Source organism: Acinetobacter sp. R933-2 (genome assembly GCF_030325485.1).
GTDB lineage: Bacteria > Pseudomonadota > Gammaproteobacteria > Pseudomonadales > Moraxellaceae > Acinetobacter > Acinetobacter sichuanensis.
Genome location: NZ_JACAIJ010000007.1, coordinates 1 through 16094, shown reverse-complemented (window position 1 = coordinate 16094; position 16094 = coordinate 1). Strand labels below are relative to the sequence as shown.

14 protein-coding genes and 4 pseudogenes are annotated in these 16094 nt (G+C 37.1%); 15 read left to right on the top strand and 3 right to left on the bottom strand.

What is annotated here, in order from left to right:
* The first annotated feature begins 248 nt into the window (after window positions 1-248).
* From HX005_RS09625 to HX005_RS09595, 7 genes and pseudogenes are all read left to right on the top strand, one after another.
* Window positions 249-1439 carry an aromatic ring-hydroxylating oxygenase subunit alpha gene (locus HX005_RS09625; protein ID WP_286377182.1) on the top strand — a complete coding sequence of 397 codons (1191 nt, stop codon included), beginning with the start codon at window positions 249-251 and terminating at the stop codon, window positions 1437-1439.
* A gap of 1 nt (window position 1440) precedes the next feature.
* Entirely contained in the window at window positions 1441-2871 is a 1431-nt protein-coding gene (locus HX005_RS09620) for an aldehyde dehydrogenase family protein (RefSeq protein ID WP_286377181.1), read from the top strand.
* Between the two features lie 26 nt (window positions 2872-2897).
* Window positions 2898-3059 (top strand): annotated as a pseudogene (locus HX005_RS09615) (rubredoxin); the annotation flags it as partial.
* The gene (locus HX005_RS09610) at window positions 3048-4229 is read left to right on the top strand and encodes an NAD(P)/FAD-dependent oxidoreductase (RefSeq protein WP_286377321.1); all 1182 of its coding nucleotides are present in this window, start codon (window positions 3048-3050) and stop codon (window positions 4227-4229) included. The pseudogene HX005_RS09615 and the gene HX005_RS09610, both read left to right, overlap by 12 nt.
* A 28-nt stretch (window positions 4230-4257) precedes the next feature.
* The gene (locus tag HX005_RS09605) at window positions 4258-5574 is read left to right on the top strand and encodes an NAD(P)/FAD-dependent oxidoreductase (protein ID WP_286377180.1); all 1317 of its coding nucleotides are present in this window, start codon (window positions 4258-4260) and stop codon (window positions 5572-5574) included.
* Window positions 5575-5585: 11 nt separating this feature from the next.
* Complete coding sequence (locus tag HX005_RS09600) at window positions 5586-5939, top strand: EutQ-related cupin domain-containing protein (protein WP_286377179.1); 354 nt, start codon at window positions 5586-5588, stop codon at window positions 5937-5939.
* Window positions 5940-6129: 190 nt separating this feature from the next.
* Entirely contained in the window at window positions 6130-7302 is a 1173-nt protein-coding gene (locus HX005_RS09595) for a hypothetical protein (RefSeq protein ID WP_286377178.1), read from the top strand.
* Window positions 7303-7366: 64 nt separating this feature from the next.
* Here the strand turns inward: HX005_RS09595 and yddG are convergent, their stop codons facing one another.
* Window positions 7367-8275 (bottom strand): aromatic amino acid DMT transporter YddG, encoded by a 909-nt coding sequence (gene yddG / locus HX005_RS09590; protein WP_286377177.1) that lies wholly within the window; start codon window positions 8273-8275, stop codon window positions 7367-7369.
* Between the two features lie 311 nt (window positions 8276-8586).
* On the opposite strand from yddG, the gene HX005_RS09585 reads away from it, so the two are divergent.
* A complete protein-coding gene (locus HX005_RS09585; protein ID WP_286377176.1) occupies window positions 8587-8964 on the top strand; it encodes a hypothetical protein in 378 nt (125 codons plus the stop codon).
* A gap of 640 nt (window positions 8965-9604) precedes the next feature.
* On the opposite strand, the pseudogene HX005_RS19690 reads toward HX005_RS09585, so the two are convergent.
* Window positions 9605-9676 (bottom strand): annotated as a pseudogene (locus tag HX005_RS19690) (IS1 family transposase); the annotation flags it as partial.
* A gap of 508 nt (window positions 9677-10184) precedes the next feature.
* Here HX005_RS19690 and HX005_RS09580 point away from each other — a divergent pair.
* The 6 genes and pseudogenes from HX005_RS09580 to HX005_RS09555 form a co-directional block, all read left to right on the top strand.
* Window positions 10185-11198: an ABC transporter substrate-binding protein gene (locus HX005_RS09580; RefSeq protein WP_502872731.1), complete on the top strand. Its 1014-nt coding sequence runs from the start codon at window positions 10185-10187 to the stop codon at window positions 11196-11198.
* The gene (locus tag HX005_RS09575; protein WP_286377175.1) at window positions 11195-12211 is read left to right on the top strand and encodes a FecCD family ABC transporter permease; all 1017 of its coding nucleotides are present in this window, start codon (window positions 11195-11197) and stop codon (window positions 12209-12211) included. Before HX005_RS09580 ends, HX005_RS09575 begins: the two co-directional genes overlap by 4 nt.
* Window positions 12208-12972 (top strand): ABC transporter ATP-binding protein, encoded by a 765-nt coding sequence (locus HX005_RS09570; RefSeq protein WP_286377174.1) that lies wholly within the window; start codon window positions 12208-12210, stop codon window positions 12970-12972. Before HX005_RS09575 ends, HX005_RS09570 begins: the two co-directional genes overlap by 4 nt.
* A gap of 3 nt (window positions 12973-12975) precedes the next feature.
* Window positions 12976-13479 (top strand): GNAT family N-acetyltransferase, encoded by a 504-nt coding sequence (locus tag HX005_RS09565; protein WP_286377173.1) that lies wholly within the window; start codon window positions 12976-12978, stop codon window positions 13477-13479.
* Between the two features lie 86 nt (window positions 13480-13565).
* A pseudogene (locus HX005_RS09560) lies at window positions 13566-13688 on the top strand (allantoinase); the annotation flags it as partial.
* Window positions 13678-14088 (top strand): annotated as a pseudogene (locus HX005_RS09555) (ureidoglycolate lyase); the annotation flags it as partial. The pseudogenes HX005_RS09560 and HX005_RS09555, both read left to right, overlap by 11 nt.
* A gap of 379 nt (window positions 14089-14467) precedes the next feature.
* Here HX005_RS09555 and HX005_RS09550 read toward each other — a convergent pair.
* Complete coding sequence (locus HX005_RS09550) at window positions 14468-15331, bottom strand: tetratricopeptide repeat protein (RefSeq protein WP_286377172.1); 864 nt, start codon at window positions 15329-15331, stop codon at window positions 14468-14470.
* A 234-nt stretch (window positions 15332-15565) separates the two neighbouring features.
* Here HX005_RS09550 and HX005_RS09545 point away from each other — a divergent pair, with 234 nt between their 5' ends.
* Entirely contained in the window at window positions 15566-15721 is a 156-nt protein-coding gene (locus HX005_RS09545) for a hypothetical protein (protein ID WP_286377171.1), read from the top strand.
* Window positions 15722-16094 lie beyond the last annotated feature (373 nt).

Genomic DNA, 16094 nt, shown 5'->3' with positions numbered 1-16094 from the left:
GATTAGAGAGCTGCGCACCTTATGCTCAAACTATTTTTTATCATATTCGAATGAGTTTTAATCATGTAAAAAGACTTGAACTTCTCCTAAAGTTAGGCATTACAAAAACTCATACATGCCTAGCAAAAAACTCGTTTGCAGGTATTTCTGAATTTTCACACAATCTTCTCAACGCATCACAGCATGCATCAATTGTTCAATGCGGCGCAGGGAGTACTGCGCTTTGTACAGTAAATGGAGATTATCAAATGAATAGCCAAGTGAATTCTCAGCTTATTTCAGTTCAGCAAGTTGACAGCATTTTAAATCCAATTACCGAATCAAGCGGTATGCCAAATATTGCTTATACAAGCACAGAATATTTTAATTTCGAGCGTGATAGTGTTTTTGCTAAAACATGGTCATGTGTCGGTTTTGCTTCAGATTTGAAAAAAAATAATTATGTAAAACCTGTGGATTTTATGGGAATGCCTTTAGTTCTCATGCGTAATGGTGAAGGACAAGTTCAAGTATTCCATAATGTATGTAGCCATCGTGGTATGAAACTCGTTCATGAAGAAGGTCCAATCCAAGGTGTTATACGTTGTAAATATCACTCATGGAGCTATGACTTAAATGGTCAATTAAAAGGCACTCCACATGTAGGCGGTATTGGGCAACACAAAGACGAGCGATTCAAGTGCGAAGATCATGGTTTAAAAGCATTGCGTTCAGCGATTTGGATGGATTTAGTTTTCGTTAATATTTCAGGTGATGCTCCATCTTTTGAAGATCATATCGCCCCATTAGAAAAACGTTGGGAAGCATTCTTAGGTAAAAATGATCTTGACTTAATCCGTACTAGTCCTATTGGTTCACACTTTGAGTTACCAGTTGAAAGTAATTGGAAATTAACTGTAGAAAATTACTGTGAAGCTTATCACTTGCCTTGGGTACATCCAGCTTTAAATACTTATTCTAAGCTTGAAGATCATTACAATATTATGTTTGAAGATCGTTTCGCTGGTCAGGGCAGTTATAAATATAACTTATCAGCTACAGCAGGCACGCATTTGCCAAAATTCCCAAGCTGGCCTGAAGACCAATTGCGCCATGCTGAATATGTTGCAGTGTTCCCGAACGTATTGTTAGGTATTCAAGCAGACCATGCATTTGCAATGATGATTGACCCAATTTCACCAGAAAAAACGATTGAAAAACTGCGTTTGTATTATGTTGGTGATGAATCTTTAAACCCTGAATATGATGAATGTCGTAAGGCAACATTAGAATCGTGGAAAGTGGTTTTTGCAGAAGATGTATTTGCTGTCGAAAATATGCAAAAAGGTCGTCATTCACCTGGTTTTGGTGGTGGCGTATTCTCACCAGAAATGGATATTCCAACTTATTTCTTCCAACAATGGTTAGCAAACCAAACCAAAACTGCGTTGGAGGCTTAAGATGCAACATTACCTCAACTTTGTTGACGGTCAATGGCGGGATTCGTCCCGTCAATTGACGGTGATGAACCCAGGCACTGGTGAAGCCTATGCAACCATTGCCCAAGCCAGCATCCAAGATGCCGATGATGCAATGTTTTCTGCCCGTCGCTGTGTGAATAGTGGTGCACTCTCGAATGTTCGTCCAGCTCAGCGTACCGCATGGTTATTAAAAGCAGCTGAAGCTATTCGTGAAATTACCGATGAAGCTTCGATGGTGCTTTGCCTTGAAAATGGTAAAAATTTCCAAACTTCTAAAGAGGAGTTTGAAGAAGCTGCACGTTACTTTGAATATTACGCAGGCTTAGCTGATAAAATAGAAGGCATTTCAGTTCCATTAGGCAAAGATTATATTGATTTCACTCAATATATTCCGATGGGTGTTTCTGTTCAGATTGTACCGTGGAATTTCCCCGTTTCAATTTGTGCACGTTCTTTGGCACCAGCTTTAGCGGCAGGTAATGCTGTCGTTGTTAAGTCGCCTGAAATCTCTCCGTTGGCAATGACATTATTGTTTAAAGCTTTAGAAAAAGTGGGTTTCCCTCAAGGTGCTTTCCAACTTTTATGTGGCAAAGGCTCAGAAGTCGGTACGCATTTAGTTAAACATCATGATACCAATCAAATCGTCTTCACGGGTTCTGTGCCCACAGGGCAACGCATTCTGAAAGATGCGGCTGACCATGCCATTCCGTGTGTGATGGAACTGGGCGGAAAATCTGCGGCTATTGCTTTAGCAGATGTTGATTTAGATACGTTACTGCGTAGTGTGAAACTCGGGATTTTTTATAACGCAGGTCAAGTGTGTTCAGCAATGTCACGTTTGCTGATTCACCGTAGTCGTTATGACGAAGTTAAACAAGCGGTCGTAAAAATGACTGAAAGCCTAAAACTGGGTCAAGGGGAAACACATTCTGAATTAACACCTGTGGTTTCTAAAAGCCAGCAGCAGCAAATTCTAGGCATGATTAAGCAGGCAAAAGAAGAAGGTGCAGTTGTACTCACAGGTGGTTCAGCTACTGACTTAGCAGGTTATTTTGTACAGCCGACAATTATTGAAGCCCGCCCTGATATGAGCATTGCGCAAAAAGAAGTGTTTGGTCCTGTATTGGTCATCACACCTTTTGATGAGGAGGATGAGGCTATTGCCATTGCCAACGGCACTGAATTTGGCTTGGTCTCTGGTGTATTTGGCGAAAGCATTAATCAGACCTTACGTATTGCTAATCAACTTATTTCTGGTCAGGTTTTTATCAATGAATGGTATGCAGGTGGCATTGAAACACCATTTGGCGGTATAGGTCTATCAGGCTTTGGTCGAGAGAAAGGTCAAGAAGCAATTTTCAGTTATGTACAAACACGAAACATTGCTATCCGACTTTCACATCACAAGTGAAAGTTGACGTCAAAGGAAATGACAAAATGAAAAAATGGTTATGTATTGTCTGCGGCTGGGTCTATGACGAAGCCAAAGGCTGGCCCGCAGATGGCATTGCACCAGGTACAAAATGGGAAGACGTCCCAGAAGATTGGTTATGTCCAGATTGCTTAGTCACAAAAGCCGATTTTGAGATGATTGAAATCACTGATGAAGACGTTGAGGATTTACCTGTTTCTGAAGAGGTAATTGAACCTGTTGTGATTATTGGCAGTGGACATGCGGGCTATCAATTGGCATCAGCACTGCGTCAACAAGCACCTGACTTGTCGATTACCGTTTTTACTGCAGATGACGGCGCACTATACAGCAAACCTGCTTTATCCAATGCTTTAGCATTAGGTAAAGATCATGAAGGATTAATACGTGAGACAGCATTGAGCTGGGAACAACGTTTAAATATCCGTATTTATCCACATACTCAAGTTCAACGCATTGACCGTGCCAATAAAAAATTACATACCAGCATTGGTGAGTACAGCTATGGTCGACTCGTTTTGGCTACAGGTGCTTCACCAATTGTCATTCCCATTAATGGCGATAGCTCAGAAGTTATGAGTGTCAATGATTTAACTGATTATGCACATTTTCGTAAACAATTGGTTGGCAAAAAGCATATAACTATTTTAGGTGATGGTCTGATTGGTTGTGAGTTTGCCAACGATTTAGCGGCACATGGTTTTAAAGTATCTGTGATTGGTTTAGGCAAATGGGCAATGCAACGTTTAATCCCTTGTGAACTCAGTCATGTATTACAACAGGCTTTAAGTAATCTAGGTGTTGATTGGCGTTTACAGAACAGTATTCAGCATATCCAAAAGACCAATGGACACTATGTCCTAAAATTACAAGATGATTCAACTTTAGAAACTGATCTGGTTCTCAGTGCAGTTGGATTACGTCCAAATACCACCCTAGCAGCAGAAGCTAACTTAGAGGTTGGATGCGGCATTAAGACGAGCTTAGATCACCGCAGCAATGATCCCGCCATTTTTGCATTAGGTGATTGTGCTGAAGTGGAAGGTCAATGGGCACCTTATATCAATCCAATTAATCAAGCCATTCCAGCATTGGTCAGTTCACTCTTAGGCAAGCCGAAACCAGCCACTTTAAGTCAAACCCCCGTATTGGTGAAAACACCGATTATGCCGCTCTCTATTTTAAACCCAATGGTGTCAGGCAAATGGCAGGTAGAACAGCATGATGCTGAATGGGCGGCAAGTTTCCATGATGAAAATGGAACAATGAAAGGCTTTGCATTACTTGGGCACCAATTACAGCATCAGCGCAGTCAGTGGTTGGAAAAAATTCAATAGGCGCGCCCACAGCAATAGGATACATAACATGATTGCTTTACCAAATGATGATAAAAGCTGCGGCTGGTATTCCGCATTAGCACCTGCTAAACCAGTTAAGCATTTAGTTGGAGCGCAAAAAGCAGATTACTCCATTATTGGTGCAGGCTTTGCAGGACTAGCAGCTGCACGTAGACTGGCTGCACTCAAACCCAATGCACGAATTATTTTAATTGATGCTCAGCGTATTGCTCAAGGTGCTTCAGGACGTAACTCAGGTTTTGTTATTGATCTACCGCATAAGTTTGCTTTATCACATCCTGATCCTGCACATAAACAAAAGTTATTAAGCTTAAACCGTTCTGCGATCGCACAATTGCAGGGATTGGTTGAACGCCACGGAATCGAGTGTCAATGGTCAGCTGCAGGTAAATATCAAGGTGCAATTGGTGAGCGAGGGGAGGCACATCTCAATCACTTTGAACACCTGATGAAAGATTTAGGAGAGCCTTATCGTTGGGTTGAAAAAGATGAGTTGTCAAAAGTTCTAGGTACTGACTATTATAGCAGAGCCATTTTCACCCCTAGCTCTTATCTCATGCAACCTGCGGCTTTAGTCCGTGGTATGGCTGATCACCTACCAGAAAATGTAGAACTATATGAAGAGTCGCCTATTAGACGTTTAGAAAAAGCGAACGGTATATGGCGCTTAGAAGGGGATCATGGTCATATCGAAACGCCTAAAGTCCTCTTAGCAACCAGTATTTTTACCAAAGAATTCGGTTACCTCAAAAACCGTTTATTACCTGTCATGACTTTTGCAAGTTGGACACGTCCTTTAACTGATGAAGAAATGATGCGTTATAAAGGTCAACTGGATTGGGGGCTAACACCAGCAGATCATGCTGGAACGACCCTAAGAATGACTGCTGACCGTCGAATCTTGATTCGAAACACTTATAAACACGTACCGAAATATGGTGCAAACGTGAGTGATGAAATGCGTCATTGGATTCAAAATGATCATCGTAAAGCATTTTTAGCACGTTACCCTGATTTATCAGATGTACCATTTACTCATACATGGGGTGGGGTATACGCAATTTCACGTAATTTTACTAACTTCTTTGGAAAGCTAGAAGACGGTGTTTATGCAAGTGCTTGTGATAATGGTGTGGGTGCAGCATGGGGCACGATTTCAGGAACATTACTCGCTGATCTGGTCACAGGTGAAGAATCTCAAGCATTGAGTGATATTCAGTTTGTTACAGGGATGCCATGTTTAAACCCTCCAGAACCATTCTTGGGCATAGGTGTAAAAACTCGTATTGCCTTTGAGAAGTGGCGTAGTAAGAGCGAAATATAAGAGTAAATAATATGAATGAAGTAAGATTAATTGATAGTAGCCAACTGAATTTTAATTTACGTGGTGAAACATCCGATGGTAAAGCATATGTGGCACGTGCATTGGGTGAAGATGTTTCACCTAATATTGGTGTAGGCTTTGCGCGCTGGGAAGGTGCCGAAGTAAAGTGGAAAGTGCTGTATGACGAAGTGGTTTTTGTCATAGAAGGATGCTTTGAGCTTACCGCCAACGGTCAAAAACATCATGTAATGCCCGGTCAAATGCTTTGGATTCCAGAAGGTACTGATTTGATCTATGGCGGTCATGCTTTATTTGGTTACGTGGTTCATCCAGGTAACTGGAAAGAGTTACACGGAATCACCTAAAAATCTCAAGATTCACAATCACCATTCGCATCTAGATGTTGAATGGTGATTGTGTTTGAGACGCTTTGTATCTAGACGTTAAAGAAAACAGCGAATTAAAAAAATTCAGATCATATAAATCTGAAGGGTGAGGCTATGTCTGGAAAAATTTAAACCCCACCTTAAATTTCATTTAAATAAGGAAATACAAATGAAAAAAATTGCTATTCAACTCGGCTGTGGCATAAGTGCGATCACACTATCTTTTCCAGCCGCCGCAGGACTTACTTTGGGGCAAGCCGATAAGGATTTAGGAGCTGTGACTATATCAGGAGCAGTACGTGCTAACTTTCAAGATAAGCATTATGGTGAAAATGCTGATGATCAAAAAATCAAATTTGATGCAGCTATATTAAAAGTTGCCTATGAATCTCCAAATTGGTTTGGCAACGCCGAATACCGTTGCTATCAATATGATCAGTTTTGTGACTTTTCAACATTAGTCTACGGCTATGCAGGCTACCATATTAATCCAACAGACCAGATTACGGTTGGATTACAACCGATTCCTTTTGGACCTAGTCGATTTTGGGATAGTAGCTTTTATGCGAGTATCAATAACACAATAGGTTTACAAGATGTGCATAATCTCGGTGTTAATTACCATTTCGAATTGGCAAGCGCAACAAAAGTAGATTTGGCTTATTTCATGGAAGATGGAGGGCATTATCATGGTGATAGCCATGATGCTGCGCGTTATAGTGCCAATTTAGTTAAATCATCAGATCAATCGAAAACTCAACTCAAAGAAAAAAATATGTGGATGATGCGAGTCATTCAAGATCTGAATTTCCCTGTAGCAACAGATTTAAAGTCTTCTATTGGTGCAAGCTATTGGTACTCAGACATTGACAATCAAAAGACGGATACAGATGGCTCTAGAAAAACATGGTCGGTATTTGGATCATTGAATTATCATAATTTTTCTACAACTTTAACTGTTGGAAAATTAAGCATAGACAATAAAGATGTACTGAGTCCCAATAGTTCAGCTTTGGGATCATTTGATAGCGAATATGAATTGGCGAATGAAGGCTATTTTTATACTTTTGACAGCCGATATGCAGTGCAAAATTTACGACTAAGTTTAACAGTCAGCCCATATTTAATGCTCAGTGCATATGAAAAAAAACAGCACGACTTTAAAAATTCTCAGCGCCATGCCGTAGGTGTAGCATGGGATTATAAAAATCTTTCGTTATATACAGAATATTTAATGAGTAAAAATGATGTATTTATTGGTGGAAATTCAGCTTCATTGGCACAAGGCGATGATGGTCAATGGAATAAATTATTCAATATGATGCTAGTGTATAGTTTCTAAAGCATTATCCATAAAAAAGCAGATTGGTTAATCTGCTTTTTATATTTTTATCTATTTTTTTATTCTATTTACATTTTAAAGCCATAGATTCAACTTTACTGTTACGAATAGATAGCCAGCAAATCAATGAACCCACTGTGACAATCATACTACCAATCCAAAAATTTTGACTTAAAGAGGATTGTAAAACCAACATCGAAAATACAGAGGACATAATCGGTGCAAAATAGGACAGCATGACCAAAATCGACATATTGCCTTTAATAATGCCAATATTCCATGCCAAATAACCTGCTGAAAAGAATACAGCATTGAGAAATATCACTAAATAGTTGATCCAGCTTGATGCAACAAGCGGAAACTGAAAGCCTTGCGTAGAAAGCGTGAGTATCCATAAGGCAATAGCAGTAAGAATAAAATACAGTGATACTGCATTAACACCATTACTTTGCTTTTTAGTGTATATGCAATAAACCGCCCAAAGAACGGAAGCCACTAAAATTAAAAAATAGCTCAAAGGATTTTTGCCGATACTGTCAAAAATATTTAATCCTTCATGATAATTAATCAAGATCACACCAGAAAAGCTAATCATCACACCTAAAATGGTCATAATATTAACTTTTTCTTCTTTTAAAAATGCCATGAATATAATAATCAGCGTTGGCCATAAGTTGAAGATAATATTAAGCTCGATGGATTTTTCAGAGGTACTTGCCAAAGTTATCGAAAATGCGTAACACATTTCAAAAATAACAAAAAACACGCTTGAAATAATCAGGAATTTTTTTGAAACTTTACTGAAGTCGGGCAGACCATAAGTTAAATATAAAATAATAGCACTTAATGTGTAGACATAGGTAACAGTGTAAATTGGACCAAAATGAACTGTAGATAGCCTGAGCAGTCCAACTAATGTTGCCCACAGTAATAAAGCAAAAACACCCAATAGTGTTGCAATTTGACGGCTCATTATATTGATGACTCATCCATGAAATCATAATAATAAATTTGATAAATCGACTTAGATAGTGGATTTACCACGATAAAATTTAATCTATAGATGAGGTTTTTTCATGAATGATATGCTCTGAGTATTTTCTTCAGATACACAACATATTGACTATTTTTTCACGCTATTAATGCCTAAGTCCTATAATGTTTAATTCAGAATTTTACCCGTTGAACAGATTGCTAAGCCTTTTAAGTCCACCTATTTTTTGTTGAAAAAACCACCGATTTTAAGATAAAATTAACTAGGTTTTAAGTTATAGAGAATTAAAAATGAAAACCATAATTTTAGTGATCCTATCTGTGTTTATGGTTGGTTGCGTAAGTAATGTTGTTAACTTAGCTACAAATCAACGAGATAAAACATATAATGATGTGATGCAATCAAAAGTTGCAATGTCTGAATTCAACTTAATAAGCTCTTGGGGCGCACCTGATAAAAGCTATACATTTGCAAATGGTTCAAAGATGATCAGTTATGAATCATCATGGGATGTAGGAATGGGCTCAGCCTACTGTATACAAAAGTTCATCATTGAGAATGAAAAAGTTACTAAGTGGGGAATAGAAGGGGATTGTCTTAATAAATCGACCAGAACAGGTGATAAATTACCAAGTAATACTCCAATTCCTCGACCTACATTAAATTAAAAAAAGTGCCTTTTTCATGGTGAGTTTCTTTGATTTAGTTATGTTTTCTTTAAAAGTTGGCATGAAAATTGAGGGTATGTAAAAATGATAAAAATCAAAGTATTAACCATATATAAGCAAAATTGTGAATTATTTACACATACATCAACTTTACTGATACATACTTTGAAATATTTAACCTCTATAACTTGTTGCTTTACAAGAGGAAAAAAAGAGGGTAGAGTCTAAAGACATACCCTGATTAATAAGGGATTAAGACAGTTAAATTTGGGTTTTTGCCCTTGTTGTCTTGTCTGAAGACATACCCTGAGCTTTTCTAAGGAACATGTTCCGAAGTAAGCGCAAGATAAAGAATAGCTGTAATTAAGCAACCACTGAGAAGTGGTTTTTTATTGAGTAAAATTTATGAAAACTTCCAAATATAAAAAGGCAAATTAAGTATTAATTTAATTTGAGATTGAGTTTTTAAGAAGATGATATTAGATACCATCCTTTGACTGAAACTGATCTACGATGTCATCGCTCTCTAAATTATTTAAAAATCAAATGGTTTTTTAAAAAGTATGCTGCCATTCAACGAATCCATTGTTGATATAAAAGAACACTAAATCAAAGGCTTTGAAATGATTGTCCAGCTTTATAGTTTTATGCCATTTTTCTTTATACTGTCACTCAGGCAGATAGGACATTTGATTTGTAGAGTTATTTGCATTTCCCTATAGTATCAAATTTTTACCTGTCTCTCTTTCAGCATACTTTTTGAAACACATCCGAATCTTGAATATTACTAAATAAATATTTCTATAAATGTTATGTATGAATTTTTATCATGGCATCATTCTTGCTTAAAACAATGATCTTCTATACAAGTTTGTATATTTAGTTTTCATACTTAATTTATCCTATTTTGGTGCACTTATTTATCTTGATGTTGCACCAAAAAGATTCACAATTATTTAGTGAACCAGATTGGTGCTAAAGAGGGTTGTTTTGAAGTATTCTGTTTGTTCTATTCTTTTATTTGCTTATTTATATTCATTTTATGTTAGTGCTGTGGATACAGTTCATCAATTAGAAATAATGTCTACTTTAGTTAATCAACAAGATGTGTATGCATTCATAACGATAATATTGGGTAAGTTTTCATATGAGCTGATAGCTTCAAAAGGCTTTATAGGTGAGCCAATCAGAGCCTCATTCTTAGAGCAGCAGTCATTCTCATGCTTAAGCAGCTGAGTTTATTGGTGTGTTTTGCACTCCTAGCATGCTCACATGAGCCTGAGCGAGTGAAAGCTAAAAAACAGCAAAATTCGATTTGTGTTGTAGATAGTACAGATGCCAAAGTGTGTATTTCTGAACCAGCTCAGCGTGTCGTTTCATTATTTGAGTCAGCCCTAGATGGGCTGTATATGTTAAATCAAGGGCATAAGGTCATCGGTATTCCTGCAGAGATTTATCTACAACCTTTGCTATTTGATGCTTATTCCAAACTCGATACACGTATTGCTAAAAGGTCTATTTCAACACCCTCCCAAGGGGCGAATGCAATTAATATTGAAAGTCTGATGCTACTTAAACCTGATTTAGTCATTCTAGGCAGTGGTCAAACACAAGCGGTTGATTTGTTAAAACAGTTTGAGATTCCTGTTTATATCATGGAATCCAGTACTTATGATCAGGTCAAAGAAGAGCTTTATGAAGTTGCATTGTTGACAGGTGCAGAACAACGAGCCCAAAGTTTATTGGCTTTTTCAGATCAAGTGATTGCTGATGTAGCGACTAAAACAGCACGCCAACCCAATAAACAGAGTATTTATTATGCATGGTCAGGCGGGCGGATATTTTCAACTTCAGGACGTAAATCTATTACTAATGATTTTATTGAATTGGCAGGGGCATATAACATTGTGACAACCGATGCCAGTCAACCCAATGTAAACCCTGAAACGCTGATTGAATGGAACCCTGACAATATTGTGTTATGGAATACTCAACCTGAATTGATTTATCAGCGTAAAGAGTTACAGGGTTTATCTGCGCTCAAACAGCAAAAAGTATTTAATTTGACACCTGCTTTTATTTATAACCCACATACCATCAAAATTATTGTGACTGCTATTTATCTCAACCAAAGTATTTATCCTGAACATTCAGATTTATCTGTCGCTGAACTTAAGCTAAAAATTCTAAGTGAACTCTATGGAGAGAATATTGCTAAGGCACTCATGCAATGAAATTAAAGCAATTTAAAAACGCTTGGTTTTATCCATTACCCATTTTACTCATTTTCTTTTCATTGTTGATTGGACCTAGTCAAACTATAACTGCATCAGATTATTTTTTATGGTTTATGCAATGGATTTTTGGCATGGTGTATTTTGCACCTGAACAATTTCAACTCATGCAGAACATTGTCATGAATGTTCGTCTGCCACGTATTTTATTGACCTTTATGGTAGGTGCAGCACTGGCGACTGCAGGTAATGGTTTGCAAGCATTATTTCGCAATCCACTTGTTGATTCGTACATTTTAGGGATTTCATCAGGCGCAGCTTTTGGTGCAGCTTTAGCCCTGTCATTGACATGGCTCTCCCCAAATCTTTCAGCATTTATTTTTGGTATTAGTGCTGTTGTTCTCACCTATCTATTTGCTTATCAGAAACATGAAAGCCAAGCTTCATTAGTGATGGTAATTCTATCAGGCATGATTGTATCTGGATTGTTCCTTGCAGGACTCACCATTATTCAGTATCTCAGTGATCCATTTAAGTTACAGGCGATTGTACAGTGGACGATGGGCAATTTACATCAGGCGACTTGGGAAAAAGTGCAATATGCTTGTATGCCAATTTTGGTTGCACTCATTGGTTTATATGCAATGCGGTGGCGTTTGAATCTGATGGCATTGGGTGCAGAAGAAGCTCAAGCGATTGGCGTTAATCCAAGACGAGAACAAATTTTACTGATTATTTTTGTGACACTATGTACTTCAACCTCAGTTGCAGCTGCGGGCATTATTAGCTTGTATGGTTTATTTATGCCTCATATTGTTCGGATGTTGGTGGGACCTGATCATCGTTTGACGATTCCTGCCAATATGGTGCTTGGTGGCAGTTTCTTATTGATGATTGATAATTTTTCACGTGTCTTACTCAGTTTTGAAATTCCTATAGGGATCTTCACTATGCTGTTAGGCGCACCATTTTTCTTACTTCTGATGAAAACACAACGGACGAATTGGGCATGATTTGCATTCAACAATTAAATTATGCCTATGGGAAAAAACAAGTCCTTAAAAATATTCAGTTGAACTTTAATGAAAATCAGTTTTCGGTCATTTTAGGACGTAATGGCTGTGGTAAATCGACTTTATTTAAATTAATGGCTGGTTTGGAAAATATCCAGCAGGGTAGTATTTTGTATGCTGGACGTGCGTTAACGCAATTTAAGGGCAAAGATAAAGCCACTTTGCTAGGATTTTTACCACAGTTTCATAAGACCGTTTTTCCATTCAAAGTTCGAGATGTGATTATTACAGGACGAGCAGCTTTTAGCCGTTTCCATCCGAGTAAAGAAGATTGGAAATTGGTTGATCAAGCGATGGCTGATTTAGATATTGAGCATTTGGCAGATCGAGCATATACAGAGCTTTCAGGTGGTGAAAGACAATTGGTCATGATTGCACGAATTTTAGTCCAATCACCCAAGATTATTTTATTGGATGAGCCAACCAATCATTTGGATGTGTATTATCAATCTTACTTAATGAAAAAATTACGACAGCTATCACGTCAAAATTTTACTGTTATTGCGATTATGCATGACCCAAACTTAGCATTTTTATTTGCGGATCAATTGTTCTTTATGCGACAGCATGAAGTAATTCAGCCAGACTCACGTTCCAAAGTGACTGATCCAAAGTTTCTCAAAAGTGTATACGATGTTGAGTTTCATGAAGCCATGATTCAAGACAAAACAATTGTTGTACCTGATCATTCATGGTTATGAAAAATGAGTTTAGTTTACCAATTACTTGAACCATCAGATGATAAGTCCGCAATTGCATTTGCACTTAGATCGCGTCAATTACTTTTTCCTGAGCTCTATACGGCAAAGATTCCAAAAGATATTGAACATTTTGTGCAATATTATATGCAAAGTGAACAGGGCTGTTTCATTGTAGTGAAAGACCATGATCAAATCATAGGTACAGTCGCTTACCGTGCATATGATGATCGATTCGATCTTGATATTCCTGCAAAGGCAGTCGAAGTTGTAAAGCTCTTTGTATTACCAGAGTATCGCAGACAGGGAATTGCGACCAAGCTATGTCAAATGCTATTTAGACATGCACAGCAACGAAATATTCTGCATTTGTATTTACATACTCATCCATTTTTACCCGCAGCAGAATTTTTTTGGCAATTGCAGGGATTTAATACAGTCCACCGTGAACAAATAAGTACCTATGACACGATACATATGTTCAAGCAACTAGCTTTTGAACATCAATGAAAGAGCACATTTTTGTTCTTTTAATGTCGTTGCATTTTGGCGCATAAATTGCTTAATCCTTTTTAGATTTTTACTGTTAGTTATAATATGAATATGGATCACGTACAGGTTTCTGGCGTATTCATAATGAGTTTAAGAAACGTAATTTACCCATGACAATCTTTGGGGTAGGGATAGCGTTGATTCGAAACCCGTATAGGATTGACTCAGCGTTATCATGCATTGTCTTTTGCAAAAATGGAAGGCGAAAATGGAGCGGTGGGACTGAGTATTTTTCATAATCTGCTACCAACGCTTATGCCATTTAAAATTGAGATGTTGGAACGGCATCCTCTGGGTTCACAGTCTTTTGTACCTTTGGCAAGACAAAAAATTCTAATTGTGGTTGCGCTTCCTTTAGATCAACAACATCCACATGAGCAACAGATCTCAGCATTTATCAGCAATGGACAACAAAGTATTATCTACCATCAAGGGGTATGGCATCATCCTTTAATCACACTTGAAGCGAACAGTGACTTTTTAGTGATTGATCGGATTGGTGAAGGTCAAAATTGCGATATTTATATGTTGTCGCAGCCAGTTTTGGTTGTCGAGCCCTGTGTTTAATTGATAAAGAAACAGCAATTCTGTGGTAATTAGTGAAAGAGCAACTTCATGGATAATAATTTATTTGATGATCTCATTTCTTCGATTTCTAGATGTGCATCCAAGTCTTATTTAAAATGATCAATAAAGTTGGGAGCTTTTTAGCCCCCAGTTTTGACTTCATATATTTGCTTAACTAAGCATTTACAGGCTCAGTGCATAAGATCAGCAAATATGCAATCCGTTGAATTAAGTATATTAAATCAACTGTATTACAAGCGACATAAGTGTTTTAAAAGAATGATGAATAATGATCACAATAGATCATCTACGATAACTTACTCATTCAACCACTCAACATGACGAATTGATATCAAGTACGCATGTGTATGTTTTAGTATTATTCTAAAGCACGAGCATTTTGATAGACCGTCTGTCCCTCTAAATTAAAACAAAACATAGTACCACTATGTGCAAACATACTTTGAAAACAATAAGATTGATTTGGTTTAATTTTTTCTTTTAAGAAATTGTCGATATGTTCTAATTCTGGGTCTAAGGCACGACCTTTAGCATCATATTCACGAATGCTATCGTAATCCGTCAGTTGATGCTTGCCTGTGCTGATTGACATACCACATGGTGCATTATCACATGATTTATTCAGTTGAGTCACAATATAGGCAGGATAATCTTGTTGATTTGCACGTAAATATGCATAGATTTCAACCTTATTGTTTGGATGGTAATTGATTTTGATTTGGCATGCACCTTTGACATATTCTTCACTACTTTTAACTTTACGACCACTTTGTTTGGCATATTCAATATCACCAGCAGAGAGAATATAAAAATCTTGATAAGAACACATACCGTTTGTGTTTTGTGATTTTTGATTCATTTGTTGCGTGATTACAGGTGATGAACGAACTTGATTTTGTTCTTTAATCAATGCAAGTGCATCAGAATTGCCTTTGCTCGCGGCTGCCTGAAGGAATTGATTTGCCAAAACAGTATTTTGTTGCACACCATCACCTGATAATAGTATTTTCCCCAAAATAAACATAGCAGGGGCATAGTTTTTGTTTGCTGCTTTAGACAGCCATTCAACGGCTTTTGATGGATTCTTGGGTACTAATTTCCCTTCATAATAAGCCATACCTAAATCATATTGATTTTTAGCAAAACCTAAAAGACCGGCTTTGGTTTGTAAAGCCAATAATTCTTTTTGTAGGTGTTCAACGCTACCATCACTGCTTTTCATGGTTATTTCTGCTTGTGATATACTAGAAAGAGTAAGCCCGAATAACATGGGAAAAACTATGTTTTGAATTTTCATGAATAATTCATCTATTTGATAATATTAATTTTATATCATTAATTTTGATATTTTTCATTGACCTATGTAGACATTTATCATTCAAAGATTAAAGCAAGCATTGTCTAATCGCGCTTATTCTTCTTTTTGAAAATGCTCAATTAAAAACTCTATAAGTAAATGAGTTTTAGTCAGTATATTATGCCGATTTTGGCACAGCTTTGTGAAACCTGCTTTTTTTATGCGCTTACAGTACTTAAAAAAGCTAAACGAGATCATCATATGTTTGATGAAGCCTTCAATACTGCTGAATTAGAAGGATTTGGTCTTAAATAACCTAATGTTATTCCCAAATAGAAATGATTCACTATAATTTATAGACATTCTTCAATAATTAATCTTCTATCTTAGAAAGATGAGTGACTTACAACATGTAATAATCAAATAGTCACAACAATTTCAAAATAGCTCGATATTATTTAAAAACAGATCCTGATTCTTGGGATTGTATATTTAAGGTACATGGAGCTTATCCATGAAAGGTAAAAGGGCATTTGGAGATACTGCCAAACTGAATGGATATATGGTTTATATTTATACTGATGAATTCTATAAATCGGGTTACTCATTACTGATGTGTGCTGATAAAAACGGAGACTTTAACTTGGTAAACTAAACATACTCATCAGGAGTTTACCATGAGCAAAAA